Raw genomic sequence first — 24,706 nt, 5'->3', positions numbered from 1 at the left:
GATCGCGTTTCTCGTGACGGTATCGCATTTCTTCGCATCGAGCCCAGGAGACCGGATGTCCACGCCAAGGCCGAAACCCGACGCCGCCCCGGATGCGAAGGACCTTCTGTCGTACCAGGACGAACGCATTGCGCATCTCGTCCGTTTGTGTGCCCGCGGCTTCAATCGGTCGCTTGCACGCCGGTTGGCCCTGCATGAAATTTCGTTCGGCCAATGGGTCTTCCTGCGCATCCTGTGGAAGCACGAAGGAATTTCGCAAAGCCAGTTGGCCGAAGCGGCAAACCTTACGGCACCTACCACCCATACCGCCCTGACGAAGTTGGAGCGGCTGGGGATCATCGAGCGCCGGACGCAGGGCGGTAACAAGCGGCGGCAGCATGTCTTCCTATGTCCCAAGGGCCGCGACCTGCAAAAACTGCTCGAGCCGCTTGCGGTCGAAGCGAACGAGGTCGCCCTTGCGGGTATCCCGGAAGAGCGGCGTGACCGGCTCCGCGAAGACCTGATCGCGATCCTCGCCAATCTTGAACAGGATGAGATTGAAGTCGAAGCGCGGGGCCTGAAAATGCCGGCCACGCGTTCCAGCTTCATGGAGTAGCCGATCACAGGCTGTAGGCCTCATAGGTCGCCGGATGGAAAATCTCGCCGATGCTTAGGCGGCGCGGGGAAAGTCCTTGCCGGTGATGCAGGTCCAGAAACGCCTCCAGCACCGTCTCGTTGCCGGGAACGCCATAGGTCCAGATTTCCGGCCCGATCAGGCGCCGGGCAAGCGTTAGCGTATCTTCGACAAAGGGCATCGTGACCTTCGTCGCCGACGTGTCCTGCAGGGCCTGCTGTGCCATTGCCTTGGATTGTGTAAAGGCCTTCAGCAGGGCGCCGGGCAGCCAGGGATTGGCATCCGCGATCTCCCGCTTCACGCCGAGCACATGCATGATTGGAAAGATGCCGGTACGCTCGAAATGGGCGGACGCCGCCTCGATGCCGTCCGCGAACAACCGTCCGACATTCGGATGTCCCTCGTCGAAACAGCGCAGGGACCGTGGGCCGATGAACCCGTCGATCTCTCCATTGCGCAGCATCTGATCCAGCGTCCGGTCGTCCGGGGCCGCTTCGATCGTGACGTCATTCGGGACGTTGACCGGAATCTTTTCGGGGCGTCCGGTTGCGTGCATACCGCCGCGCACCCAGCTGATCTCCGATTGCTTGACGTCGTAGTCCTCCAGGATTCCCCGGACCCAGACATTGGCGGTCAATTGCCATTCCGCGATCCCGATCCGGCGGCCCTTTAGATCCGCCGGCGATTTGATTCCCTTGTCGGTACGGATATAGATGGAGGAATGCCGGAAAGCCCGCGACAGGAATACCGGCACGGCGACATAGGGGCTCTCTCCCTTCGAATGCTTTACGCAATAGGAGGAGAAGGAAAGCTCGCTGACATCGAAGGCTTCATGCCGGAAGGCCCGAAAGAACATTTCTTCCGGCGACAGCAGCATCGTCACCGGCTCCACACCGTCAATCTTGACGCGACCGTCGTGGATCGGCCGGGTGCGGTCGTAATCGCCCATGGCGATCGATAATCTCAGCGTACCCATATTCGGTCTTTCCTCCCTGATATCTAGGACTGATGGCGCAGTAAGATGCGCTCGTTGGTGTTCGCGCTTTCCAGGATCGCGTGACAGACTTCCAGGCTGGCACGGCCCCACCGCGCATTCTGCGGTGGCGCCTTACCAAACCGGATCGCGTCGTAGAGACCTTTCAGAACTTCGGTGCGTGGCGCCGGGATGGCGGGGACAGAGACGAATTCCCGCTTCGAATCGCCCCATATCTCGATCCCCTTGCCGGTCAGGCGCAGGTCGGCACGGTCGCAACTGATGAAGACCGGCCCGAAATGCTCGGGATGGGGGGCGGCGGCCGGGACCTCGGTGGCGCCGAATGTGCGTTTCGACTTTAACGCGGCTTCTTCCTCCGGAGAGGAGACGGAGGCCAGCGCCCGGCGGGCCGCGCCATAGGTCGACATATCCTTGGGCTGGCCCAGTTCGCCGATCCCGTCCTGGAGGACATCGCTGTCGTAATGGGCATAGCCGGAGTAAACGAGATTTGCGAATCGGCCCCCGTCGAAATGCAGCAATGCCGCATAGGCGCCTTCGGTCGGCCGCGCCGGGTCCCAGTTGCCGGTCGCGGCGGAGACGGCGTGCGCCGTCCCTCCCATCAGCAGGCGAACGACATCGACCTGATGAACCGCCTGGCTGAACACGACACCGCCGCCCGATGCCGTTGAAAGTTCTTCCGGCCGGCGCGGGCGGTATAGGAAATCCGTGTAATTCAGGGCGTGGACCATGCGCACCGTTCCGAAGCGCCCGGTGTCGATTATATGGCGGGCGGCGACGACCGGCTGATCGAAGCTATGGCTGGGACCGGTGACCAGACGAATCCCGGCCCGCTCTACCGCGTCCACAATCGCCGTCGCATCCGCCATGTCTATGGCCAGCGGCTTGTCGACAAGAAGGTGCTTTCCGGCTGCCGCCAGAATTTCCGCATGGTCGCGGTGCATCTGATGCGGCGTGGCGATGTAGACCGCTTCGACATCCGGGTCTTTCGCCAGTTCCTCGACAGTCGTGTGAGCGTTTCCTCCGAACTGGTTTCGGAAGGCCTGCCGCGATTCCTCCCGCGGGGCGGCACTGGCCACCAGTTTGGTGTGGGGATCGGCCAGCAAACTCGGCAAAGTCAACATGAAGCCGCGTCCGAGTCCGGCGACCCCCAGACGGATGGGGTCAGAGATCAATCGTCAGGTCCCCGGTCTTGGCGCGCGAGACGCAGATCATGATGTGGTCGGCTTTTTCCTCGTCCATAAGGACAAGGTCGCGGTGATCCGCTTCGCCTTCGATCAAGGCGCATTTACAGGTGCCGCACGTGCCGCTTTCGCAAGAACTAACGGTCTGCACTCCGGCGTCCCGCAAGGCTTCCAGAATGGAGCGATCGGCGGGAACTTCGATCGTCTGGCCTTTCGATTTTAGCGTTACGTTGAACGCGACATCGTCGTCGCGAACGACGGAAACCGGGCTGAACTCTTCGAAATGAACGCGACCGTCCGGCCAATGTCCGGTCAGGGCCTTGATTTCCTCCATCAGGCCGAACGGGCCACAGCAGTAGACATGCTCCGTCCCGGGTTTCTCCAGCAGGTCCCAAAAATCATAAGCCTGATCGATATCGCCTTCATCGTGGTGGACGGTGGCGCCCTTGAAGGCTGAAATCTCGTCCAGATACGCGGTGTCTGCGGCGGTCCGTGTGCAGTAGACGATGGTGAAGGGTTTTCCTTCACGGCTGAGATGCCGGGCCATCGACAGGATCGGGGTCACGCCGATCCCGCCGGCGATCAGAATGTATTTCGCACTGTCGACCAACTCGAAGTCGTTCTCCGGAGCCTCGATTAACAGCGCCGTTCCTTCCTGCGCCTGCTCATGCATCGACGCCGAACCGCCACGGGAGTTTCGCTCTCGTTTAACGGCGATCACATAAGCGGAAGGGGCCGTTCCGTCGTTCAAAAGCGAATATCGGCGCATGGCGCCGTCAGGGGTCTCGACAGTGATATGGGCGCCGGGCGTAAAGGCCGGCAGGGCCGATCCGGTTGCCGGTTCCAGCGTGAATTCCATGATTTCCGGGGTCAGGCTGTGGCGCTCCGCCACCTTCATCTCGATCCGGTCGTTGGGCGCTTCCACGAAATCCCCCTTGTCAAATCTCAGATTCTCATGTTATTAGATGTCTAAATATTAGAAATCTAACGTTTCGTCAAGAGCATTGCCCTGAAGATGAAACGAAGAGAAACGGGAGAAACGCATGCTTTCCAAGGAAGAGAACGATCTTCTGACCCTGGTCGAAGGCGACGCGCCGATGGGCAAGCTCATGCGTCAGCATTGGGTCCCGATCTGTCTTTCCGAGGAAGTCTCCGAGCCCGATGGCAAGCCCTTGCTAATCGAAGCGATCGGGAGGCGCTATGTCTGTTTCCGCGATACCGAAGGCCGCGTGGGGCTGCTCAACGAGCTTTGCCCGCATCGGAAGGCGTCCTTGGTCTATGGCCGGAATGAAGACTGCGGACTGCGTTGCCTCTATCACGGCTGGAAATTCGACGTAGAGGGTAATTGCGTGTCCATGGCATCGGAGCCCGAAGGGTCCCCGATGATCGACAAGGTTCGCCATCAGGCCTATCCGGTCCACGAATGTGCAGGCTTTGTCTGGGCATGGCTCGATACCGAGAGCGAGGCGCCGGAGTTTCAGCGGCCTGCCTTCTCGCCGGATGACGACACGCTGGTCTCTATTCTGAAAATGCGTATCCCGGCGAACTGGGCGCAGATCACGGAAGGCCAGATCGACAGCGCGCATTCCTCCTCGCTGCATTCCTCCGACATGGTTCCCGCACGCGTACCGGGTGCCGCAGCGGACGATGCGTCCTGGTACCGTCCGTCGACCGACAAGTCGCCGCGCATGCAGACGGAACGGACGCCCTACGGGTTTCACTACGCGGCGATCCGCAAGCCGATCAAACATGCCGCGACTCGCAATTATCTGCGGATCACCGAATACATCGCCCCGTTCACATCGCTGATCCCGCCGAACAACAACTATAACGTCGCGACGGTGATTGTCCCGATCGACGACGAGACCAGCCATTTTCACTTCATCGCCTGGGGCGGCAAGGCCTGTCCGTCGACCGAGCAATGGCGAAAATTTACCCATACCCAGAAAGGCATCGATGTCGATGACCGATGGGTACCGAAGCGGAACGAGGACAACAATTTCCTGCAAGACCGTCAGGCTATGAAACTGGGCAACTTCACCGGCATTCAAGGAATTCCGAACCAGGATCTTGCGATGTGGGTGTCGATGGGTGCCCGGGTCGACCGATCGACGGACCTGCTGGGGTCATCGGATATCGCGGTCGTAGAATTCCGACGATTGATGAGCGAGGCGGCACGCACGGTGCTGGAGGGCGGGCCGGCGATCGGAACGACGGCACCGTTGGTCCCCCATGTCACGGTCTCGTCCAAGGAAGGCGTATACGACAAAGAAATCGATTGGCGGAGCCTGGGTCAGGAAAGACCGGCGGACGCCGCCGAGTAACGGAAAGATAGCGGCCGCCGTCAACGAACGCGCGGCCGTGCGGTGCCAGTCACCGCGATGCAACGATTAAAAAGCGTCGAAAAGACGTGGGGCCCCTGGGCCCGTTCGATGGGAGGGTACAGTGCCTGGTTACGCCAAGGAAGCACCCGCGCGGAGTCTGCCGGTCGTACGAACGGAACTGTTCGTCGGCGGGGTATGGCGCCAAGGGGCGGGCCGCGAACGAGACATTCGCTCTCCCAGTGACGGAACGGTGCTGGCCACCATTCGCGATGCCGACCTATCCGACCTCAGTTCCGCAGTCGATGCCGCTAAGGCGGCTCAGTCCGCTTGGCGCCGCGCCGGTCCCGGCGCGCGAGGGGCGGCACTGCGTCAGGCTGCGGCACGTCTCAGGGATCATGCGGAGGAATTGGCGCTTATCGATGCGCTGGATAGCGGAAATCCCATCACCGGTATGCGGTTCGACGTCGGTCTTGGAGCGACACTGATCGACTATTTTGCGGGCATCGCGACGGAAGCCAAGGGCGAGACGATTCCGCAGCGCGATGGGAAAATCACTTATGTGACGCGGGAACCGTTGGGCGTCGTTGCCAGGCTGGTGGCCTTCAATCACCCGCTTCTCTTCGCGGCCGCAAAGATGGCGGCGCCATTGGCCGCTGGAAACGCGGTCATCGTGAAACCTTCGGAAGAAACGCCGCTCTCTGCGCTGCGCATGGCGGAGTTGATCGCCGATATCTTCCCGCCCGGAATACTGTCTGTGCTGACGGGGGGCGCGGAGCTTGGTTCGGCCATCTGTGGGCACCGTTGTATTTCCGCGGTCAGCCTGATCGGCAGTGTGCAGACCGGCAAGGCCGTGCTGCGTGGCGGTGCCGATACGCTGAAACGCACACAGCTAGAACTCGGTGGCAAGAATGCCCTGGTGATTTGCCCGGACGCCGATATCGACGCGGCGATCGCTGGTGCTGTTAAGGGCATGAATCTGGGTTGGACCGCCGGACAGTCCTGCGGTTCCACGAGCCGGGTTCTCGTACATCAATCTCTGCATGACCGCGTCGTCGACGGTATCGCGCAGGCTTTCGACAAGGTTCGGGTCGGCGATCCGACCGACGACGCTACGGAGATGGGCTGTCTTTCGACGGCCCGGCAATACGAGAAAGTGTGCGGCTTCATTGAGCAGGCGGTGTCGGAAGGCGCCGTTCTTGCCGCTGGCGGAGAGCCGTCCAGCGTACCGAAGGGCGGATACTTCGTCCGTCCGACGCTGGTGACCGGTTTGAAGCCGCAAATGAGAATTGCGCGTGAAGAGGTGTTCGGGCCGGTTCTGTCCGTCCTTTCCTGGCAAGACGAAGACGAGATGCTCGACGTCGTCAATGGCTTGGATGTCGGACTGACCGCGTCTGTTTGGACCCGGGACCTCGATACCGCAATGCGCCTGACGGATCGCATCCAGGCTGGATACGTCTGGGTCAACGATTCGAGTGACCATTACCTCGGCGCACCGTTCGGCGGCGTGAAGAGTTCCGGAATCGGACGCGAAGAGTGTCTGGAGGAGCTTCTCGCCTACACCGAGCAGAAGACGGTCACGATCGTTCCGAAACAATCAAAACACCCATGATGGTGAGGAAGGGAGACGTTCGATGAAACTTAAGGCATTTGTAATTGCCGCCTGTATTGGCCTGACGGCCGGGGCGGCCCAGGCGGAGCCGGTCAACCTGACCCTGTCCGGCGGAAACCCCGGCGGCCTTTGGTCGCTGCTGGGTGCCGGTATGGATCGGGCGGTCAAGGTGTCCGATGGGGATTCCGTGATCACCTACCAGGCGACCGGGGGGGGGTTTGCCAATATCGGTCTTCTGGGTGCCAACCGCACCGATCTTGGGCTGGTCCATGACGCCGAGGTCAAACTCGCGCTGACCGGACAGGAACCGTTCAATGCGCCGGTCACGAACATGATGGCCATCGGCTACATGTATAACTGGGCGCCAATGCATTTCTTCCTGCGGAAGGATCTGGCCGAGCAGTACAACATCGACAGCCTGGACGATATCGCGACCTCCGGCGCGCCGATTTCCATCGGTATCAACCGGTCGGGGAATATCACCGGGAACGTGGCACTGTTCATGCTGGAGAAGGCGGGGCTAAGTGAAGCCAAGCTGACTGAAAACGGTGGCAGCTTCGTTCGCGCCGGTGCCAACGAACAGGGCGACTTGATGAAGGACGGCCGCATTGGCATGGCGACCAACGGGATCTTCATCGGCCATTCCTCGTTCCGGGCGATTGACGAGAATGTCGACGTCATTCTGCTGCAGATTCCGCAAGACGTGATCGATGCGACGAACGAAGAATTCGGCACATCCGCCTATACGATCCCGTCCGGCAGCTATTCGAAGCAGGAAGGCGATGTGAAGACCATGGCGCTCGGCGCGATGGTGGTCACGACCGACAGCATGTCGGATGACACCGCCTATTCGCTGGCGAAGTCTTTTGCCGAGAATATCGATGAAATCCGGGGCGTGCATAAGGCGATGCAGCAGCTGAATCCGGCGTTGATGGTCAGTCAGACCGTTCTTCCGTTCCACCCCGGCGCAGAGCGCGCCTACAAAGAAGCGGGCCTAATTAAATGAGGATTTCCCTCCTCGCAACGGGTCGGCGGCGCACCTTCAAAGGTGCGCCGCTTACGCTGCTAAGCCTCGTGGCGGCGGCGTTTGCCTGCTGGGTCATCTACGCGAATATCTTCGTGATATCCGACCCGCTGGTGCTTGGAATTCTATTTGTCTCCAGTATCTATACGCTTCTGTTTATCGTCATCGGCCATTCGCCGAATGCATCGGACAGGCCGACGGTCCTGGATTGGGGACTATCGGCCCTTAGCCTAGCAGCCGGTGTGTTTTTCTTCATTAATGCCAAGGAAATCTCGGACCGGATCACACTGCTGGATCCCTTTACCCCGGCACAATTCTTCTTCGGCGCGTCCTTGCTGGCGCTGACTTTGGAGGCGACCCGCCGGACGACGGGGCTTGGACTTACAGCCGTGGTCGGCGTTTTCCTTTTGTACAATCAGTTCGGTTACATGCTGCCACCGCCATTCGGGCACGGCATATCAGATTTCAGCTATCTTCTGGATATTCTGGTTTTCACCACCGACGGTCTTTTCGGCGTGCCGGTGCAGGTCGTGGCCAGCTATGTCTTCCTGTTCGTCCTGTTCGGGACGCTTCTGGCCAAGGCGGGCGGCGGCGATTTCTTCTTCAACCTCGCTGCTTCGTTAACCGGTAAGAGCGCGGGCGGTCCTGCGAAAGTCGCGATCATCTCATCGGGCCTGTACGGCACAATGTCCGGCAGCCCGACTTCGGACGTTGTCGCGACCGGATCGATCACAATTCCGATCATGCGGCGTCTGGGATACACAAAACGCTTCGCCGGCGCTGTCGAAGTCGCGGCCTCCACCGGTGGCAGTGCAATGCCGCCGATCATGGGGTCGGCTGCGTTTATCCTCGCCGAATACACCGGCACTCCTTATCGCGAGATCGTGTTCGCCGCCATCATCCCGGCGCTGCTGTACTATTTCGGCGTCTTCCTGCAGGTTCATTTCCGTTCGGTGCGCTACAGTTACCGCCCGTATGAAGACGCGGTCCCGCCGCTGGCGAAGACGTTGAAGGATGGGTGGCCCTACCTGGTCCCCATCGCGATTATTGTCGTAGTGCTGGTTGCGGGATACTCGCCGGTCTTTACCGCAGGGGCCGGGGCGATGGCGGTGATCGTCGCCAGTCTGTTTACAAAGCGAACGCGGATGTCTCTGCGCGATGTGGTCGAAGGCCTGGCCGAGACGACATTGCGCATCCTTCCCGTCGCAGGCGCCTGCGCGGCGGCGGGGCTGGTGATCGGCGGTCTGTCGATGACCGGGCTGGGTATGAAGGCCGCGAATGTAATTCTGGAAGTCTCCGCGGGTGTCGAGGTCATCACGCTGCTCGTCGCGGCTGCGGTTACGATCATCCTCGGCCTAGGGATGCCGACACCATCCGCCTATATCCTCGCGGCGGTCCTGGTTGGGCCGGCCTTGGCGAAGATCGGGTATCCCGACCTGGAAAGCCACATGTTCCTGCTCTACTTCGCGATCCTGTCGGCGCTCACCCCGCCGATTGCGGTGGCGGCCCTGGCGGCGGCGGCGATTGCGGAGGAAGACCCGATCATCATTGCGCTGGACGCGGTACGTCTCGCCGTTGTCGGGTTCCTGATCCCATTCGTGTTCCTTTGGAACCCGGCGATTTTGGGGCAGGGGGACGCATTTGCCGTCACCTTGACGATCCTGGGCGGGATTTCGGCTGTCTCCGCGATCGCGGTGGCGTTGGAATGGGCAAAGTTTCCCGGTGGCGGCGCCATGGCTTGGCCGATGCGGATCGCGCTGTTCGTATGCGCAGTAGCGGCCGTCACTCCGCAGCCAATGATCGCGGTGGCCGGGATGGCAGGCACGGCCTTCCTTCTGGCTACGACCTATCTCCATTCCCGGCGCGGCCAGACGGGCACAAAAGCCGTCCTGAAGGAGGAATAATGATGGTGCAGCAACCCTCCGCTTGCTCCGACGGGCCACTTATCCCGCGCGATAGGTCGGTTCATCCGGTTGCCTATGACCCGGATTACAAAACCAGTGTGACGCGCTCCCCGTCTTTGCCCCTATTGGCGATGGAGAGCACAATTACCGAGGAGACTGGGCCGGTTTTCGGTCACAATTGTATCGGGCCGCTTGACAATAATCTGATTGTTAACTTCACCGGCGGTGGGGCACCCGCCGTTGGGGAGCGGATTCTGGTGCATGGCCGCGTACTGGACGAAAATGCCAGACCGGTCCCTAATACGCTGGTCGAGATATGGCAGGCCAATGCCGGTGGCCGTTACCGGCACATCAAAGATACCTATTTCGCGCCGCTGGATCCGAATTTCGGCGGCTGCGGCAGAACGTTGACGGATGCCGAGGGGCGGTACCAGTTCCTCACGGTGCGGCCGGGAGCCTATCCCTGGCCGAACCGGGGCAACGACTGGCGGCCGATGCACATTCATTTTTCGATCTTCGGAACCGCCTTCGGTCAGCGCCTAATCTCGCAAATGTATTTCGAAGGCGACCCTCTGATTGCCCGCTGCCCGATCGTGGCGACCGTTAAGGATCGGGGCCGGATCGACCAATTGGTCGCGCCGCTCGATTTTGCACATTCCAGACCGCATGATTTCTTGGCTTACAAGTTCGATATCGTGCTGCGCGGGCGGCGTCAGACCCTGTTCGACAACAAGCCCGAAGGTATGTGACATGGTTCAGCAACTGACGACGCTTCGGGAAACGTCTTCGCAAACGGCAGGACCCTTCGTTCACATTGGAACCGTGCCCGGCTATGCCGGATTGACGGGCATCTACCAACACGACTTGGGTCAGTCGACCTTCGACGACGGGGCCGGTGGCGAGGTGATTGAAATCAGCGGGACGGTGATCGACGGTACCGGCGGGGTCGTTCGCGACGCGATGTTCGAAGTCTGGCAGGCCGACGCCCGCGGTCTTTATCCCGGACAGCACGGTGCCGATCCGAAGGTCACAGGATGGGCCCGTGTCTGTGCCGATCCCGAAAGCGGGAAGTGGACCCTAAAGACCATCAAGCCGGGGTCCACTAAGAACCGGGATGGAAAGCGGCAGGCACCGCATATCGCTGTATGGATCGTCGCCCGCGGCATCAATACCGGTCTTCAATCCCGGATTTACTTCGATGACGAAGACAATACCTCGGACCCGATCCTGTCGCGCATCGAACACAAGCACCGGGTCGCGACATTGATCGCCACCAAACTGTCGAACGGTGTTTACGCGTTCGATATCCGTCTGCAAGGTGACGGGGAAACGGTGTTCTTCGACCTGTGACGGAGTACCTTCCAGTCTCCCAAAGCCGAAATCGAATTACAATCCGGGCGTAGATATGGACAAAAGCATTGAAAGTCTGGCGGCTGCGGTCGCCGACATTCCCGACGGCGCGACCGTCATGATCGGCGGATTCGGCGGTTCGGGCGCGCCGATTGAATTGATTCATGCGCTGATCGACCGTTACAAGGCGACCGGGAGCCCTGGCGATCTGGTCGTCGTGAACAACAATGCCGGCAACGGACGTGTCGGCCTCGCCGCTATGATCGATGCAGGCATGGTGCGGCGGCTGATCTGTTCCTTCCCGCGATCATCGGACCCGCGTGCCTTTACCGAGAAGTACCTTGCCGGCGAGATCGAGTTGGAACTAATCCCGCAGGGCACACTGGCAGAGCGGATTCGCGCCGGCGGTGCCGGCATTCCCGCCTTCTATACGCCGACATCCTACGGGACGGAGGTGGGCGAAGGGAAGCCGACGGCGGAGTTCGACGGCAAGATGTGTGTTCAGGAACGCTGGCTGAAGGGGGACTTCGCTCTGGTGAAGGCGGAATGCGCGGACCGGCACGGCAACCTGACTTATCGCCACGCCGCCAGAAATTTCGGCCCGATCATGTGTATGGCTTCGGCCCGGACCATCGTGCAGGCAAGCCGGATTATGGAACCGGGCGAACTCGATCCTGAGACCGTCGTTACACCGGGATTGTTCGTCGATGCGGTAGTCGAAGTGCCCGATCCGGGACAGGAAGAGGCCCTGATTCGGGCGGGAGTGAGATACGAATGACGGCGAAACTGACAAGCGCCCAGATCGCCTGGCGCGCGGCCCAGGACATCGAAGACGGCGCCTATGTCAATCTGGGTATCGGATTCCCGGAGATGGTGGCGAAGTATCAGGCGCCGGGTCGTCAGGCCGTCTATCACACCGAGAACGGCATCCTGGGCTTCGGCGAGGCGCCGCCGGAAGGGCAGGAGGACTGGGACCTTATCAATGCCGGTAAGAAGGCGGTGACCCTGAAACCGGGTGCCAGCTTCTTTCACCATGCCGACAGTTTCGCGATGGTACGGGGCGGGCATTTGGATGTCGCCATTCTGGGCGCCTATCAGGTCGCGCAAAACGGGGACCTCGCGAATTGGCGTGTCGGCTCCAAGGGTGTACCGGCCGTCGGCGGTGCGATGGACCTTGTGCATGGCGCGAAACGGGTTGCCGTGATCACCGAACATGTCACTAAGGATGGTCAGCCCAAGCTGGTTGAACGCTGCACCTTCCCATTGACCGGTGTCGGCTGTATTACCCGGGTTTATACCAGCCTAGCCGTCGTCGATATCGAAGACGGCCATTTTGTTCTACGTGAGAAGCTTCCGGATATCTCTTTGACAGATCTTCAGGCGCAGACCGGCGCAACGCTCCATACCGACGGCGTGGTGGGCGATCTTATCGCGGCTGACGTTTAAGCCATAGATGCCTTTCCAAACAATGGAAGCAACCGTCCCACTCCATGCTTATCCCAAGGGGAATAGAACCTCTTTCCCCGCTATGTCGGGCAAATCGATGCTGCGGCCTATGCAGAGGACAGGGTCACTGACGGATTGCTCTGCAAGAGAGCAGGATCAGAACGTCGGGTATCGATGATAGGTGAAGCCTTCGCCCTTCTATCGGCGGCTTTCTTCGGGTTGGCTGGTGCTGCGATAGCGAAAGGGGCGCCGCAAGCACGGGGTGACAACGGCGCCTTCCTGTCGATCGTGCTAACATTGCTGTTTGCCGCGATTGTCTGGCTTGCCGGTGGATCTGTCGAAGGATTGCCTGTGCACGGGGACGCCCTGATATCAGGCGTTGCCTTCTTCGTGGCGTCGGGGGTGCTGGCGACGGTGCTCGGGCGTCTGACGAATTTCAAGTCGATCGCCCTCGCCGGTGCCATTCGCGCCGGGTTGCTGCGACGGCTCATTCCTGTGTTTTCAACGATACTCGCGGTCGTGATTCTGGGGGAGCGCTATGGCCTGATCCCCGCAGTCGGCATGGGTCTCATACTCGTCAGTGTCGCGCTGACATTGCGGGAGAAGGCGCCTGCAGACTTCGGAGGTTTCGCCCAGCTCACCCAAGGCCGCATTCGGACAGGGGCGATGCTCGGCGCATTGTGTGCCCTGTTCTATGCCCTGGCCTATGTGGCGCGAAAACTAGCGATGGAGCATGTCCCGGATGCTGCGTTCGGTGCGATGGTCGGCGCGGCGACTGGGGTTGTTTGGTACGTCGGTGCCGCGCCATTCAGCAGAGGATTTCGTAACAGCCTGTTCCGGGTTCTGAGCGATACGGGCACCTGGCAATGGATAGCGGCAATCTCAATGTCCCTGGGCCAGTTGTTGCTTTTCTTTGCTCTGAAGTACACCGCCGTGGCCGTTGTGGCGATAATCGGTACGACAGAGATTTTCGTTGGGATCTACCTTGCCGCCTTTTTGCTGAAAACGGAGCCTCGTCCCGGTCGTTACATCGTGGCAGCGACAATCCTGGCCAGTATCGGCGTCTCCCTTGTCGCTCTTGGGTAAATGAGGTTGGAGACCGGGGCTGGAGCCCGCTTGCTCATTCTTGCTGGTTCGTGCGGGGCAGACACCCGCGCCATAACCAACAGCCTGTAAATCAGGTGCGCCTGGTATCAACACGGAAGAGGTATCCATGATGAAGAAGTTCCCCTGGCATCACGTCCTGGCCGTATTGCTCTCGGCCTTCTTTGTACTTGGAGGGACCCTGAACCTCTTCCCTTCCGCGGCGGTACTGGCTGACTACAAGAGATGGGGGTACCCGGCCTGGTTCCACTATGTCACGGGGGCAATGGAATGGAGCGTTGCCGTTCTGCTACTTCTACCCGCGACACGCCTCGTCGGGTGTGTCGTCGGCGGTGCGGTTATGACCGCTGCCGCGGCGACACTTCTGTTTCACAGACAGTTCGGCAATGCTCTTGCACCCTTTGGCGTGCTGGGATGCCTGATTTTGATGGTCTGGTTGTCGAGGCTGCAAAACCAAGCTCCGTCCGGCCGGGACTAGCGTCAGGAAATGCTAAAATGATGAGGTGAGGCATACACTTGACGGTTCCCCGCCCGGTTTTGTTGCTCTCGGCGTCCCTTCAACCGTTCCCCCAGAAATGGGCCCGCATGCAATCAGTTCCATAAAGTACGGCCCCAAGAATTCGTCTGACGGGCGCCTGTGTTGTTACTATTGTCCGGATCGTCCGTTCCTGGCTATCGGTCGTCGGCGAGGGGCGGTCGGAACCAGGCTCACAGCTGACTCGGAGCGGACTCTTTGGCGACACCAAGAGCAAGGTGGATTAAATTTCAATCAAAACGTGATACCAGTGAACTGTGAAACAGTATGAGACTAATTGAAAGATTGCTCGATGACGGAAGCACCTATCCTACGAAAGCTCTCTATCAGCCGTTTTCGGGGATTGAAGGACTTCTGTTGGCAACCTGCAAACGGTATGAACGTCATAATTGGGGGCGGAGACACCGGCAAAACGACCATTCTCGAGGCGATCGGCCTTCTCCTGAGCCCTTCTAACTCAACCATCGTCTCCGAGTCCGACTATTGGCAGCGTGACGCTTCCGAGGAATTCTGCATCGACGGCGTTTTCTCTCTTCCGGAATCATCGGAAATGAGCACACAGCCGAAATTCGCATGGCCATGGAACTGGGACGGTCAGAATGCGGTGTTGCCAACAGACGTGGGGGGCGATGCCGATGCGCCCCCAGACAATCCCGTGTATTGGTTCCGACTCCGTGGGACAACTGAGCTTGAACTGTTGTGGGAGTTAGTCCAGCCGAACGGCGATGCGGACTCTCTCACGACCGGAATCCGGCGCGCGGTTGGTCTTGTTAGACTGAGTGGGGATGATCGCAATGACCGCGATCTACGCCTAGTTTACGGATCCGCATTAGATCGGTTGTTCTCAGATGTGTCCCTTCGCGCGCGTATCGGCAAGGAGGTCTCAAAGATCGATCTGAACGCGCCGTTGGGGGATGACGGCAGAGAAAGCATTGACGACCTAAGCGCGCGCTTCGAGAAGGCCTCGCTCCCGCACGGTTTGTCACTCGGGTTGACGACAACCCACGGCCTATCAATCGGCGCGCTTATCGGGCTTCACGCCGAGAAAGACGATACCGACCTTCCCTTATCCAGCTGGGGAGCAGGGACACGCCGAATGGCCGCCCTTGAAACAGCGTCGGTGAATCGGACTAACACCAGCATAGCTGCGATCGACGAAATTGAGCGTGGCTTAGAGCCGTATCGCCTGCGCAAGCTCATAGGCAGTGTAATCGGTTCCTTCTGCCAGTCTTTTGTCACAACACACAGCGCAGTCGCGATCGCCTGCACCGAAAAGGCAGATCTCTGGTATCTCGATAGCTGTGGGCAAATTGGACCGCTGCCCCGTCATAAGATCGAGCAGCAACAGCGTCGTGATCCAGAAACTTTCCTTTCACGGGTTGCCGTGATCGCTGAAGGCGCAACCGAAGTAGGGTTCCTTCGATATCTTCTAGAATGTGCTTTTTCAGGCGAGCCACTAGACCGTGGCGTTCGGGTCTGCGACGGGCAGGGCAATGACGCGACTCTCGGCCTACTCGAAGCGCTCTCCTCCAGCGGCCTTCTTTTCTGCGGGCTTGCTGACAACGAAGGTCGAAATCCTGAACGATGGAAGGCGCTAAAGGATCAACTTGGCGATGCACTGCTCCAATGGCCGACGGGATGCACGGAAGAGCAGGTGATCGCCAACATACCGGACGATCAACTGGGCAAGTTGGTCACTGACACAGACGGTGCCGAAGATGGTCTGCGTCTGCGGACACTAGCCGATCGGCTCGGTTCGCAGGACAAGAGCCTGGACAAAATCCGACAAGCGTTAGATGCGACAGGAACAAGCCTGCGCACGCTCATCATCGCCGCGGCAACCGGCGACAAAGACGGCGCTCCTGAAGGTTCAGAGAAGGAGTGGAAAGCACATGCCCGGTGCTGGTTCAAATCCGAGGCTGGTGGACGTGAGTTGGCCAAGAGGATGTTGTCCGGTGGCGCATGGCCTAACCTGCGTCCGTCGTTGATGCCTCTGATCAATGCGGTCTTGCGAGCTTCGGAGATGCAAGAACGCGACGACCTTCAGCCATGAGCGATGAAAGCGTGGCCGCACTCCTGAGATCCGACGAGCCTCTTGTCGTGATTGAAGCGGCAGCAGGCGCGGGGAAGACATACCAGGGTGCAGCATACGCTCGTGATCTCGCAGTGACCCTTGGATCGGGCCGACTGTTAATCCTCACTCACACCCATGCAGCATGCACCGTATTCGCGGAACGTACCGCAGGAGCAGGACGCTCCGTCGAGATCAAGACCATCGACGCGCTCATCGCTCAGATCGCTACCGCCTACCATGCCGTGCTCGATTTACCCGCCGATGTGTCAGCGTGGGCTTGGCAAGACGAAGGCAAAGGCTTCGGCATCATGGCGTCTAAGGTCGCTTCCTTCCTCGGCAATAGGCCAATGGTGGCGCGCGCCCTCGCCTGCCGATATCCCTTCATCGTCTGTGACGAGCACCAGGATTCCTCTCCCGACCAGCATGCGGTCGTGATGGCACTACACCGAAGCGGAGCCATGCTGCGTGTGTTCGGCGACCCATTACAGAGCATCTACGACACAAAATCAGCAAAAGCCGCCAGGGCCAATCGAGAGCGCTGGGAAACCTTGAAATCCGAAGCAGCGTGGGATCGTCTCGACCATCCACATCGGTGGGAGGACGGAGATCGGGAACTGGGGCATTGGCTCCGGAAAGCGCGTGAGAATCTTGAAAACGGGAATCCCATCGATCTCACGAGCAATGTGCCTCGCTCCGTGCAAATCATACGAGCCGACAACACCGCTCAAACACACGGCCTCTATATGCTTTCACAAGAAGATCGGCGCCAAATCGATCAGAATGTACAATCTCAATCTCAACTCATGATCCTCACGGCCCAGACCGATCTTGCCCGTGGACTGCGAAGTTTCTGGAATCGTTCCATCCCGATATGGGAAGGGCATACCCGCAATGCTTTGGCCGATTTCGTCTCTGCCTTAGACGAGCGCGCGGGAAATGCTGAAGCCATAGCCGCAGCGTTGGCTGCCTTCGTTAGTACTACCGCCAAGGGCTTTAGCGAGAGCAGTCATGGTAGGAGGCTGATCCAGGAGGTCCGAAACGGCTGCGCCAAATCGACGACTGGCAAGCCGGCCAATATCCAACTCATTGCCAAGTGCGTTCTCGAATTTCCGGATCACAGAGGAGCGAGCGCCGCCATCCGCCTTATCGGCGAGTTAATCAATCAAAGAGCCGCAGGATTCGATGCAGTGTATATTGACTACCGCACCGAGTTCAACGAAGCGAAGCAACTGGATAGATATCCGAGCGCTCAGGGCGCATTTGCAGAGATTTCTCGCAAACGGGCCTATGTCCGCCCCTCACCTCCATCGAAAACAATCAGCAGTATTCACAAGGCAAAGGGTCTGGAGTGTGATCACTCCATGCTCATACCGTGTGACGATCAGAATTTTAGAGATACTCCCTACAAACGGTGCATGTTGTATGTCGCTTTAACCCGAGCGAAACATTCGTTGAGACTTGTGGTACCGCGCACCAACCCCAGCCCTCTTATCAGGCTTAGTTAGTTACTCGGACTGACATGGACTCTGGAGGTTCCTCCACATTTCGAGAGAGTCCGTTAATGGCTAACGGACGCCGGCGAAGGAGCCAGGGGGCCTGCCTCACTAATGGCCCCGTGACGGACATTCAGGTTGAGGGCGCTTGTCTATGATGAAGCGATTTTCGGAAAAACCAAACGATCCACGGAATGCCTATTACAGCGCCAAGGGGCCCCAACCACCAAAAGGCTCGAAACTCATCCAAGGTCCAATTCTGTGTCCCGCTATAAACTGTCCCTTCGACTAATAGCAACACGAACACAATCGCATTGTTCGACATGTGGATGACTATGGGCCCAAAAAGAGATTTTGTTTTCATGTAAATTGCTGAGAGAACAGCTCCAAAAATTAACCCGCCAACAACGTCAACATGAAACAAGGCGAATATCATGGACGAGAACACTACCGCCTTGGCGGGCCCATATTGTTGGTGCCACCTATTAAGCAGAAAGCCCCTGAAAAATAATTCTTCGACTACAGGCGCGATAGCCACGAGGACAATCGCATTAACCCCACTCGCAAGAACAGCTTCAATTCGTGGTTCCCACCAGATAAGAGGCGGAACGTCCAATACCCAAAAAACCACGAAATCCGGCCAAGCGTATGATAGTGGCAAATAAACTGAGTATAAGCCAAAAACCGAAACGCCAACTAGCGGGATGCCAAGAAGACTGTAAATCCAAACCTGTTTTGCATTTAGCCGGTGCCCAAACGAAATTTGATCTGCAATGCCCGCTTTCTTACAAGCAACCCAAATTAAGCTGGCTAAGAGAACATACACCGCACACCCGACAATCGCGTCCGGAAGCGACCGTACCTCAGCTACAAAAAATTCAGGCCAAATGAATCTAGCACTCAAGAGTGGAAGCGCCGTTGCCAGCAATAACATCAGCAACAAACTTCGCCCCCGAAGTACAGCAAACATCGCCGATGAATCCATTTGCGGTTCGCCTTCTTGGTGCTCTTTCAATTTTCCTCCATGCGCCGCGCGATCAAATGGAATTGATGCGGCCCCATTCATTATAAACTCAGGTGTTTACTTTCAGGCAACTAGGAACAGAAATAGCGTCAACGAAGAATAGTAACCGGCACAGATTCAGCGAGCTTTGAGTACCAACCTAATTTCCAACGCACATCCGTTAATGGGATGGACCGGCTGCTTCCCCAGCGGGTTAGTCTGTAAAGACTTCAATCCGTACATGAAAGGAGCAGCATTCCATGGTAACGACATCTCAACAGACGATCGGTGCCCTCTCTTCTGTCGGCATCGATATAGGCAAGGACGTTTTCCACCTTGTGGGCTTTGAGCCGAACGGCTCTGTCGTCCTGCGCCGCAAGATCAAGCGGTTGGATCTCGAGAAGGAGTTTTCACGTTTCCCACGCTGTATCGTTGGCATGGAGGCCTGTCTGAGCGCCCATTTCGTCAGCCGAACCCTGCGTGGCATGGGGTTCGAACCGCGGATCATTCCGGCAAAGTACACGAAGCCGTTCATCAAGGGGCAGAAGAACGACTACAACGATGCCGAGGCGATCGCCGAAGCCGTACTCCGTCCGAATCTGAAGGTCGTCCCGGAGAAGACGCAAGACCAGCTCGATCTACAAGCGTTGCACCGTGTTCGGGCACGCCTGGTCTCGCGGCGCACGGCGACGATCAACCAGATCCGGGCGTTTCTGATCGAACAGGGGATCGCCGTGCGCACGGGGGCGCGATCGTTGCGCAACTCCCTGTTCACGATTCTCGAGAACAGGGCTGATGAGATTTCACCGCGCATGGAGACGATCATCATCGGCCTATACGAGGACTGGCTGTGGCTCGACGAGCGCATCGAGAGCACGACGGAGGAGATCGAGTTGATCTCCAAACGCGATGGCGACTGCCAGCGGCTGATGAGCGTTCCCGGTATCGGCCCGATCATCTCGACGGCCATGGTGGCGGCCATCGGCACGGGCGAGGCGTTCGACCGAGGCCGTGACTTCGGTGCATGGCTTGGTCTCGTACCCCGGCAGTACTCGACCGGCGGCAAACCGATCCTGGGTAAGATATCGAAGCGTGGCAACAGATACCTGCGCACACTGTTCATTCAGGCCGCCCACATCATCCTGATGCGACCGAAGAACTGGGAGAAGTTCAGCTTCGGGCCGTGGCTGAAGCGGGCGTCACAGCGGATGCACAAGAACAAGCTTGCCTCGGCGCTCGCCAACAAGCTTGCACGGATCGCCTGGTCTGTTCTGCACAAGGGCAACAGGTTCGACGCTCACCACGTTGAGGCCGCCGCGATCTGAAATGACGGTACAGGAACACGTTCGCGATTGAGAAAACTGCATGGAACGGACCAAGAAACGCACCCAAAATCTGTTAGCCAGGATGGTCGAAATCGACCTGTCCGCTAAAGAGATCAATGGCGCGTGCGTATTCCCATCAAGGCCACGGCCCACGAGCCGATCCAACAGGCCGGATACATATTTGCGACGTCCCAGGAAATGCACAAACTCAATTGCACACTGCAGCCGGTCCATACATCCTGGCTACGTTCCACTAGAGGAGGCAGAGCGGACCAAATCCGCTCCGCCCTAAGGGTCAGACTTCAACTTGTTCAGCAATTTCGAGCGCATCATCGACTTCTATTCCTAGATAACGAACGGTGCTCTCGATTTTTGTATGGCCCAGCAACAGCTGGACGGCACGCAGGTTTCCGGTTTTTCGGTAGATCAGCGTCGCCTTTGTACGCCTCAGCGAATGTGTCCCGTACAAGGCCCGGTCGAGACCAATGTATGTGACCCAGTTGCCGACCAGTCGCGCGTATTGCCTAGTTGTTAGATGCTCATCTCTACCGCGGTTCCCAGGGAACAAATACTCTCCCAGTGGCCGCCGGGGTGACTCGAGATAGGCATCGACGGCTTCCCGTGTTGGTTCGGTTAGCTCGAACTTGACCGGTCTGCCGGTTTTCCGCTGACGGACCGTCGCTCGATTCGCCGTACAGCCATTCGGGGCTATGTCGTTCACCTTCAAAGCGACGACATCACAACCACGCAGTTTGCTGTCGATCGCCACATTGAAGAGGGCGAGATCCCGAACCTTCCTTGACAACCCAAGATGCGCTCGAATGGCCCATACATGTTTCGCTTTCAAAGGTGGCTTCGGGCCAGTGAACTTTCCCTTGTTCCAGGGCACACGGCGTCTGCTTGGGGCGCAGTTAATGGTTAAATGTACCATCGGAGCTCTCCTCAGAAGATGGATGGAAGAGAGCAGTATGCGGTCGGTAGATGAAACGACCGAATTGCCAACCCCTGCTAACCTGAACAAGATCGGCATATGCAGCGGGGCCAAACTTGTTTCCCCATAAGCCCTGGGAGGGAAGGCGATGACAAAATCTACAGTCTTTTACAGCAACCGAACCCAGGCCGTTCGGATCCCAAAGGCATTGGCGTTTCCGGATCACATCAAAAAGGTTGAAGTCCTGGCCGTTGGAAACGCGCTTGTGATTTACCCACAAGGCGCAACGTGGAGAACTTTCTTCGAAGGCGACCGGGCGACCTCGGACTTCATGGCCACGCGCGATCAACCTGGGCAACAGGTGCGCGAAGGTCTCTGAAGGCGCGTGCAGCCACCTTAAAACGTCCGCTTCTGGCTATCGGCAGACTTAATCAAACCCGAATGAATTAGGACAGGTCTTCTGAAATCCCGTTATGTTCTCGGCAGTTTCGGGGGAAGCCAAAAAGTTCGGAGTTTCTGAGACGCGGCGATTAATCAGATGAGACGATTTCCATTAAGTGATTGATATACTGACGTCGTGACAGGCAGCGTTATTGAGAACCGACACTTGTCGAACCTCATCGTTGATGCGCACGAGTCTCAGAAACTCTGCGCAAATGGCAATAGGTTCTATTTATTTGGCGACTTGTTCTATTATTGAGATCGTCAGGTCGCGATCAAAATTATGGTTTCTTAGTTTTACGAGGTGCTGCCAAGAAAGGCGGCATTTTTGAGAATCCAGATTCTGCGACAAGTTCTGCGTTCGGAGTGATCTTGGGCGCCGAAGGCTGAGGCAATTGATATCTGAGAAAGTTTCCGGACACGGCAGCCTATCAGGAAATATCCGCCTTGCTTCATGGACCGGTCAATTCGGTGTTGCCGCGATCGGCTTCTGTCCCTGATCCGTGGCGAACATCTAAAACTGCCATACCTGCGCCCTGATCGGACGCATGGAAGCGGCTTATTCTTATCGAATTGACTGGATCATTGGTGTGGAGCGGGCCATCGATCCTTATCGTGCAATAATCGATCTCAGTATTGATTTCACGATCCAGTTCTCAAGCGAACGCTGACCTTCTTCCGTATCGAACTGATCGCCGAAGATCAGTGAAAAGGTCGCGTGGTTTGACACGTTGAAAAAGCTCATTGCGCTGATCTGCCAATGGACCGTGAGCGGGTCAGCATCCTGTTCGAAGAGTCCCATTGCCTTGCCGCGCTTCAAGATCTCCTCCAACTGGGAGATTGCGCCTTTGTTCAACTCCCGGATCGTGTCGGACTGGGCGAGGAAGGTGCCGTGATGAATGTTCTCGATCATCACCAGGCGGATGAAGTCCGGATTATCTCGATGATGCTGGAAAGTGAAGCGAACGAGCTTCTCCAAGGCCGGTATCGGTTCCAGGTGTTCAAGGTCCAGGTCAAGTTCCTTCCGGCGGACCTTCCTGTAGGCCTGCTCGAGCGTATGGCGGTACAAACCCTCCTTATCGCCGAAATAATAGTAGACCATTCGTTTGGATGTTTCGGTCAGCGCGGCGATCTCGTCCACACGGGCTCCTGAAAGTCCGTTCCTGGCAAAAACCTGTTGTGCGACGCGTAGGATATTCTCCTGAACCGCAGCCGGATTCTGCTTCCATCCACTGCGCCGATCCGGCGTTTTCGCGGTCTGCTTGGCCTTCGTCATTCGATCCTCCCGGTGCCGGATAGTTTTACCGATTTAACCGGGTCGTACAATTCGCTTGACCAAATTAACTGATTGGTACAATTTGCCGGCATGGAGGAGATGATATGGACCCGAAAAGGGCCATCAAGGCTGCTCGCCCCCAGGGGTCGGAGACTGGCGTAGAGACTGGGACGGTGAAAGCCGGCTTGGTTGGGCGGGGCATCACGCTTTCGCGCTCTCCGGCCATGCATGAGGCGGAGGGCAAGGCCCAAGGGGTGGATTTGTGCTACCGGCTCTTCGATCTGGACGACCCGGAATTCGCCCAGTCAGCTTTGGCAGACATTGTGGAGATGGCTGAACGCCAGGGCTATGCCGGGCTCAACATCACCTTTCCGTTTAAGATCGACGCGATGTCCCTCACTCATGCTCTGTCCCGGAACGCCGAAACAGTCGGAGCAGTGAACACGATCGTTTTTCGAGATGGCCGACGCTATGGCCATAACACAGATCTCTGGGGGTTCGCCGAAGGATTCCGCACCGGCATGCCCGGCGCCGACCTGTCGGAGGTACTTCTGGTCGGAGCGGGGGGTGCCGGCTACGCCGTCGCGCATGCACTTCTGGAGTTGGGGGTCGGAACACTCTGGCTCTTTGACATAGAAGAGAGCCGCGCAGAAACCCTCGCCGGGTCTCTGGTCGGGACCTTCGGACATTCTCGGGTCGAACAGGCCGAGACGCTGAGCCGATTGCCGCCCGGTCTCACCGGGATCGTTAACGCGACGCCGGTCGGCATGTCGAAACTGCCAGGCAGCCCGGTTCCAAGACAGTGCCTGCATGCGGGGCTCTGGGTGGCCGACATCGTCTACTTCCCGCTCGAAACGCAATTGTTGTCGGACGCCCGCGCTGCCGGTTGCCCGGTTTTGTCGGGGTCCGGCATGGCCGTGTTTCAGGCCGTTCGCGCGTTCGAGCTGTTTACCGGTCGGGCCCCGAATCCCGATCGCATGAAGAGGACATTCGAATCTCTCGACGACTAATGCCGAGACAACTGCCGTCGAAAAACGATGGCGCCAATCCGAATAGGGAGGACCACAATGCTCAATTCTCTTACCAGGCTGGCGGCGGTGACGGCCGTCGCATTCTCTTTCGTGGCGGGCAGTGCTTCCGCTCAAACCGTCCGGTTCGCCCATGTCGATCCCGACGACTGGCAGAACTCCAAGAAAGGGGCTGCGGCGAAAGTGTTCAAGAACATCGTCGAAGGCGAGACCGATCTGACGGTGGAGATTTTCCCGGCCGGCGCGCTCGGCAATGAAGAGGAACTGGTGTCACAGGCACAGGAGGGCGTGACCCAGGTTGTCATGGTCTCCGGTGCCATGTCGAAGGTGTGCAAGGCCGCGTCGGTCCTTGATATTCCTTATACCTTCCCGTCGGCGCCGGTGGCCTGGGAAGTACTGGACGGGCCTTTCGGTTCGGCATTGGCCGAACATTGCCTGGCCGAGACCGGCCTGCGCACCTTGGCCTTCGGAGAGACTGGCTTTAGGAACTTCACCAACAACACACGGGAGATCCGTACGCCGGCCGATATGGAAGGGCTGAAGTTCCGTGTGCAGCCGATTCCGCTCTACGTGGAAATGGTGAAGGGGCTGGGTGGCGAACCGACGCCGATCGCCTGGACAGAACTCCCCAACGCATTGACGACCGGTGTTGTCGACGGTCAGGAGAACCCGGTCGGGGTGATCTACAATAACGGTCTGCACAAGCTGCAGAAGTACATGACGTTGGACGGTCACGTATATGCGGCCGATTTCCTGGCAGTCAGTGACGAATGGTTCCAGTCCCTTGACCCGGCCACGCAGGCTGTCGTTGCCAAAGCCGCGCAGGTTGCCGGCACGATGGGCCGGGCCATCCAGCAGTGGAATACCGCTTCGGGCGTAAACAGTGTTCAGGCGGAAGGCATGCAGGTGTATTCTCCGACGGCGGAGGAACTCGCGATGTTCCGTGAAAAAGCGCAGCCTGCGGTTAAGAACTGGCTTGCCGGGGAACTGGGCGACGATGCGGCATGGATCGAGAAGTTGGACGCCGCGATCGCCGATGCGATGAAGTAAT

23 protein-coding genes are annotated in these 24,706 nt (G+C 58.4%); 17 read left to right on the top strand and 6 right to left on the bottom strand.

The genetic code is table 11. The annotated features are described in order from the left end of the window. Positions 1-55: 55 nt before the first annotated feature. Positions 56-595 carry a MarR family transcriptional regulator gene (locus R8L07_02565; protein MDW3204400.1) on the top strand — a complete coding sequence of 180 codons (540 nt, stop codon included), beginning with the start codon at positions 56-58 and terminating at the stop codon, positions 593-595. Positions 596-599: 4 nt separating this feature from the next. Here the strand turns inward: R8L07_02565 and R8L07_02560 are convergent, their stop codons facing one another. Genes R8L07_02560 through R8L07_02550 form a run of 3 tightly spaced genes read right to left on the bottom strand, consistent with a single transcriptional unit; the run spans position 600 to position 3,713 of the window. Continuing rightward, entirely contained in the window at positions 600-1,589 is a 990-nt protein-coding gene (locus R8L07_02560) for an ABC transporter substrate-binding protein (protein ID MDW3204399.1), read from the bottom strand. A gap of 23 nt (positions 1,590-1,612) precedes the next feature. After that, entirely contained in the window at positions 1,613-2,779 is a 1,167-nt protein-coding gene (locus R8L07_02555) for a Gfo/Idh/MocA family oxidoreductase (protein ID MDW3204398.1), read from the bottom strand. After that, positions 2,769-3,713, bottom strand: coding sequence for a PDR/VanB family oxidoreductase (locus R8L07_02550; GenBank protein MDW3204397.1), 945 nt, complete (start codon positions 3,711-3,713; stop codon positions 2,769-2,771). The genes R8L07_02555 and R8L07_02550 overlap by 11 nt, the downstream gene beginning before the upstream one ends. A 118-nt stretch (positions 3,714-3,831) precedes the next feature. Between R8L07_02550 and R8L07_02545 the strand changes: the two genes are divergently transcribed. The 12 genes from R8L07_02545 (at position 3,832) to R8L07_02490 (ending at position 17,663) form a co-directional block, all read left to right on the top strand. Beyond that, entirely contained in the window at positions 3,832-5,112 is a 1,281-nt protein-coding gene (locus tag R8L07_02545; protein ID MDW3204396.1) for a Rieske 2Fe-2S domain-containing protein, read from the top strand. Positions 5,113-5,233: 121 nt separating this feature from the next. Next, positions 5,234-6,721 (top strand): aldehyde dehydrogenase family protein, encoded by a 1,488-nt coding sequence (locus R8L07_02540; protein MDW3204395.1) that lies wholly within the window; start codon positions 5,234-5,236, stop codon positions 6,719-6,721. Positions 6,722-6,743: 22 nt separating this feature from the next. Next, positions 6,744-7,727 carry a TAXI family TRAP transporter solute-binding subunit gene (locus R8L07_02535; protein MDW3204394.1) on the top strand — a complete coding sequence of 328 codons (984 nt, stop codon included), beginning with the start codon at positions 6,744-6,746 and terminating at the stop codon, positions 7,725-7,727. Continuing rightward, positions 7,724-9,649 carry a TRAP transporter fused permease subunit gene (locus R8L07_02530; protein MDW3204393.1) on the top strand — a complete coding sequence of 642 codons (1,926 nt, stop codon included), beginning with the start codon at positions 7,724-7,726 and terminating at the stop codon, positions 9,647-9,649. Before R8L07_02535 ends, R8L07_02530 begins: the two co-directional genes overlap by 4 nt. Before the next feature lie 2 nt (positions 9,650-9,651). After that, entirely contained in the window at positions 9,652-10,398 is a 747-nt protein-coding gene (pcaH, locus tag R8L07_02525) for a protocatechuate 3,4-dioxygenase subunit beta (protein ID MDW3204392.1), read from the top strand. Position 10,399: 1 nt separating this feature from the next. After that, positions 10,400-10,999, top strand: a complete 600-nt coding sequence (gene pcaG, locus R8L07_02520) for a protocatechuate 3,4-dioxygenase subunit alpha (protein ID MDW3204391.1) — start codon at positions 10,400-10,402, stop codon at positions 10,997-10,999. A gap of 55 nt (positions 11,000-11,054) precedes the next feature. Next, on the top strand, positions 11,055-11,777 hold the full coding sequence (locus tag R8L07_02515) for a 3-oxoacid CoA-transferase subunit A (protein MDW3204390.1): 723 nt from the start codon (positions 11,055-11,057) through the stop codon (positions 11,775-11,777). Further along, positions 11,774-12,445 carry a 3-oxoacid CoA-transferase subunit B gene (locus R8L07_02510; protein MDW3204389.1) on the top strand — a complete coding sequence of 224 codons (672 nt, stop codon included), beginning with the start codon at positions 11,774-11,776 and terminating at the stop codon, positions 12,443-12,445. The genes R8L07_02515 and R8L07_02510 overlap by 4 nt, the downstream gene beginning before the upstream one ends. Before the next feature lie 174 nt (positions 12,446-12,619). Further along, complete coding sequence (locus tag R8L07_02505; protein ID MDW3204388.1) at positions 12,620-13,531, top strand: DMT family transporter; 912 nt, start codon at positions 12,620-12,622, stop codon at positions 13,529-13,531. Between the two features lie 127 nt (positions 13,532-13,658). Beyond that, positions 13,659-14,027 (top strand): DoxX family protein, encoded by a 369-nt coding sequence (locus R8L07_02500; GenBank protein MDW3204387.1) that lies wholly within the window; start codon positions 13,659-13,661, stop codon positions 14,025-14,027. 349 nt (positions 14,028-14,376) lie between these two features. After that, a complete protein-coding gene (locus tag R8L07_02495; protein ID MDW3204386.1) occupies positions 14,377-16,137 on the top strand; it encodes an AAA family ATPase in 1,761 nt (586 codons plus the stop codon). Beyond that, entirely contained in the window at positions 16,134-17,663 is a 1,530-nt protein-coding gene (locus tag R8L07_02490; protein MDW3204385.1) for an ATP-dependent helicase, read from the top strand. The genes R8L07_02495 and R8L07_02490 overlap by 4 nt, the downstream gene beginning before the upstream one ends. Positions 17,664-17,784: 121 nt before the next feature. Here the strand turns inward: R8L07_02490 and R8L07_02485 are convergent, their stop codons facing one another. Beyond that, positions 17,785-18,717: a CPBP family intramembrane glutamic endopeptidase gene (locus R8L07_02485; GenBank protein ID MDW3204384.1), complete on the bottom strand. Its 933-nt coding sequence runs from the start codon at positions 18,715-18,717 to the stop codon at positions 17,785-17,787. Positions 18,718-18,914: 197 nt separating this feature from the next. Between R8L07_02485 and R8L07_02480 the strand changes: the two genes are divergently transcribed. Further along, a complete protein-coding gene (locus R8L07_02480; protein MDW3204383.1) occupies positions 18,915-19,979 on the top strand; it encodes an IS110 family transposase in 1,065 nt (354 codons plus the stop codon). A 295-nt stretch (positions 19,980-20,274) separates the two neighbouring features. On the opposite strand, the gene R8L07_02475 is transcribed toward R8L07_02480, so the two are convergent. Beyond that, positions 20,275-20,910 carry a tyrosine-type recombinase/integrase gene (locus R8L07_02475; GenBank protein MDW3204382.1) on the bottom strand — a complete coding sequence of 212 codons (636 nt, stop codon included), beginning with the start codon at positions 20,908-20,910 and terminating at the stop codon, positions 20,275-20,277. 148 nt (positions 20,911-21,058) lie between these two features. Between R8L07_02475 and vapB the strand changes: the two genes are divergently transcribed. Then, positions 21,059-21,289 (top strand): type II toxin-antitoxin system VapB family antitoxin, encoded by a 231-nt coding sequence (vapB, locus tag R8L07_02470; protein MDW3204381.1) that lies wholly within the window; start codon positions 21,059-21,061, stop codon positions 21,287-21,289. A 672-nt stretch (positions 21,290-21,961) separates the two neighbouring features. On the opposite strand, the gene R8L07_02465 is transcribed toward vapB, so the two are convergent. Beyond that, positions 21,962-22,627, bottom strand: a complete 666-nt coding sequence (locus tag R8L07_02465; protein ID MDW3204380.1) for a TetR family transcriptional regulator — start codon at positions 22,625-22,627, stop codon at positions 21,962-21,964. 173 nt (positions 22,628-22,800) lie between these two features. Here R8L07_02465 and R8L07_02460 point away from each other — a divergent pair, with 173 nt between their 5' ends. Then, positions 22,801-23,637 (top strand): shikimate dehydrogenase, encoded by an 837-nt coding sequence (locus tag R8L07_02460; GenBank protein ID MDW3204379.1) that lies wholly within the window; start codon positions 22,801-22,803, stop codon positions 23,635-23,637. Positions 23,638-23,694: 57 nt separating this feature from the next. Then, a complete protein-coding gene (locus tag R8L07_02455; GenBank protein ID MDW3204378.1) occupies positions 23,695-24,705 on the top strand; it encodes a DctP family TRAP transporter solute-binding subunit in 1,011 nt (336 codons plus the stop codon). Position 24,706: the final 1 nt, after the last annotated feature.

The organism is Alphaproteobacteria bacterium, from assembly GCA_033344895.1.
In the GTDB taxonomy this organism is placed as follows: domain Bacteria; phylum Pseudomonadota; class Alphaproteobacteria; order UBA8366; family Aestuariispiraceae; genus Pacificispira.
The sequence above is the reverse complement of the archived record's forward strand: the minus strand, read 5'-3'. Positions and strand labels throughout refer to the sequence as shown.

What these genes read in the sequence shown, in the direction of transcription:
- R8L07_02485 (MDW3204384.1), bottom strand. Translation starts at nt 18,717, where the DNA reads ATGAATGGGGCCGCATCAATTCCATTTGATCGCGCGGCGCATGGAGGA.
- R8L07_02500 (MDW3204387.1), top strand. Translation starts at nt 13,659, where the DNA reads ATGATGAAGAAGTTCCCCTGGCATCACGTCCTGGCCGTATTGCTCTCG.
- R8L07_02515 (MDW3204390.1), top strand. Translation starts at nt 11,055, where the DNA reads ATGGACAAAAGCATTGAAAGTCTGGCGGCTGCGGTCGCCGACATTCCC.
- pcaG (MDW3204391.1), top strand. Translation starts at nt 10,400, where the DNA reads ATGGTTCAGCAACTGACGACGCTTCGGGAAACGTCTTCGCAAACGGCA.
- R8L07_02510 (MDW3204389.1), top strand. Translation starts at nt 11,774, where the DNA reads ATGACGGCGAAACTGACAAGCGCCCAGATCGCCTGGCGCGCGGCCCAG.
- R8L07_02545 (MDW3204396.1), top strand. Translation starts at nt 3,832, where the DNA reads ATGCTTTCCAAGGAAGAGAACGATCTTCTGACCCTGGTCGAAGGCGAC.
- R8L07_02560 (MDW3204399.1), bottom strand. Translation starts at nt 1,589, where the DNA reads ATGGGTACGCTGAGATTATCGATCGCCATGGGCGATTACGACCGCACC.
- R8L07_02455 (MDW3204378.1), top strand. Translation starts at nt 23,695, where the DNA reads ATGCTCAATTCTCTTACCAGGCTGGCGGCGGTGACGGCCGTCGCATTC.
- R8L07_02475 (MDW3204382.1), bottom strand. Translation starts at nt 20,910, where the DNA reads ATGGTACATTTAACCATTAACTGCGCCCCAAGCAGACGCCGTGTGCCC.
- pcaH (MDW3204392.1), top strand. Translation starts at nt 9,652, where the DNA reads ATGGTGCAGCAACCCTCCGCTTGCTCCGACGGGCCACTTATCCCGCGC.
- R8L07_02530 (MDW3204393.1), top strand. Translation starts at nt 7,724, where the DNA reads ATGAGGATTTCCCTCCTCGCAACGGGTCGGCGGCGCACCTTCAAAGGT.
- R8L07_02565 (MDW3204400.1), top strand. Translation starts at nt 56, where the DNA reads ATGTCCACGCCAAGGCCGAAACCCGACGCCGCCCCGGATGCGAAGGAC.
- R8L07_02535 (MDW3204394.1), top strand. Translation starts at nt 6,744, where the DNA reads ATGAAACTTAAGGCATTTGTAATTGCCGCCTGTATTGGCCTGACGGCC.
- R8L07_02490 (MDW3204385.1), top strand. Translation starts at nt 16,134, where the DNA reads ATGAGCGATGAAAGCGTGGCCGCACTCCTGAGATCCGACGAGCCTCTT.
- R8L07_02495 (MDW3204386.1), top strand. Translation starts at nt 14,377, where the DNA reads ATGACGGAAGCACCTATCCTACGAAAGCTCTCTATCAGCCGTTTTCGG.
- vapB (MDW3204381.1), top strand. Translation starts at nt 21,059, where the DNA reads ATGACAAAATCTACAGTCTTTTACAGCAACCGAACCCAGGCCGTTCGG.
- R8L07_02465 (MDW3204380.1), bottom strand. Translation starts at nt 22,627, where the DNA reads ATGACGAAGGCCAAGCAGACCGCGAAAACGCCGGATCGGCGCAGTGGA.
- R8L07_02505 (MDW3204388.1), top strand. Translation starts at nt 12,620, where the DNA reads ATGATAGGTGAAGCCTTCGCCCTTCTATCGGCGGCTTTCTTCGGGTTG.
- R8L07_02480 (MDW3204383.1), top strand. Translation starts at nt 18,915, where the DNA reads ATGGTAACGACATCTCAACAGACGATCGGTGCCCTCTCTTCTGTCGGC.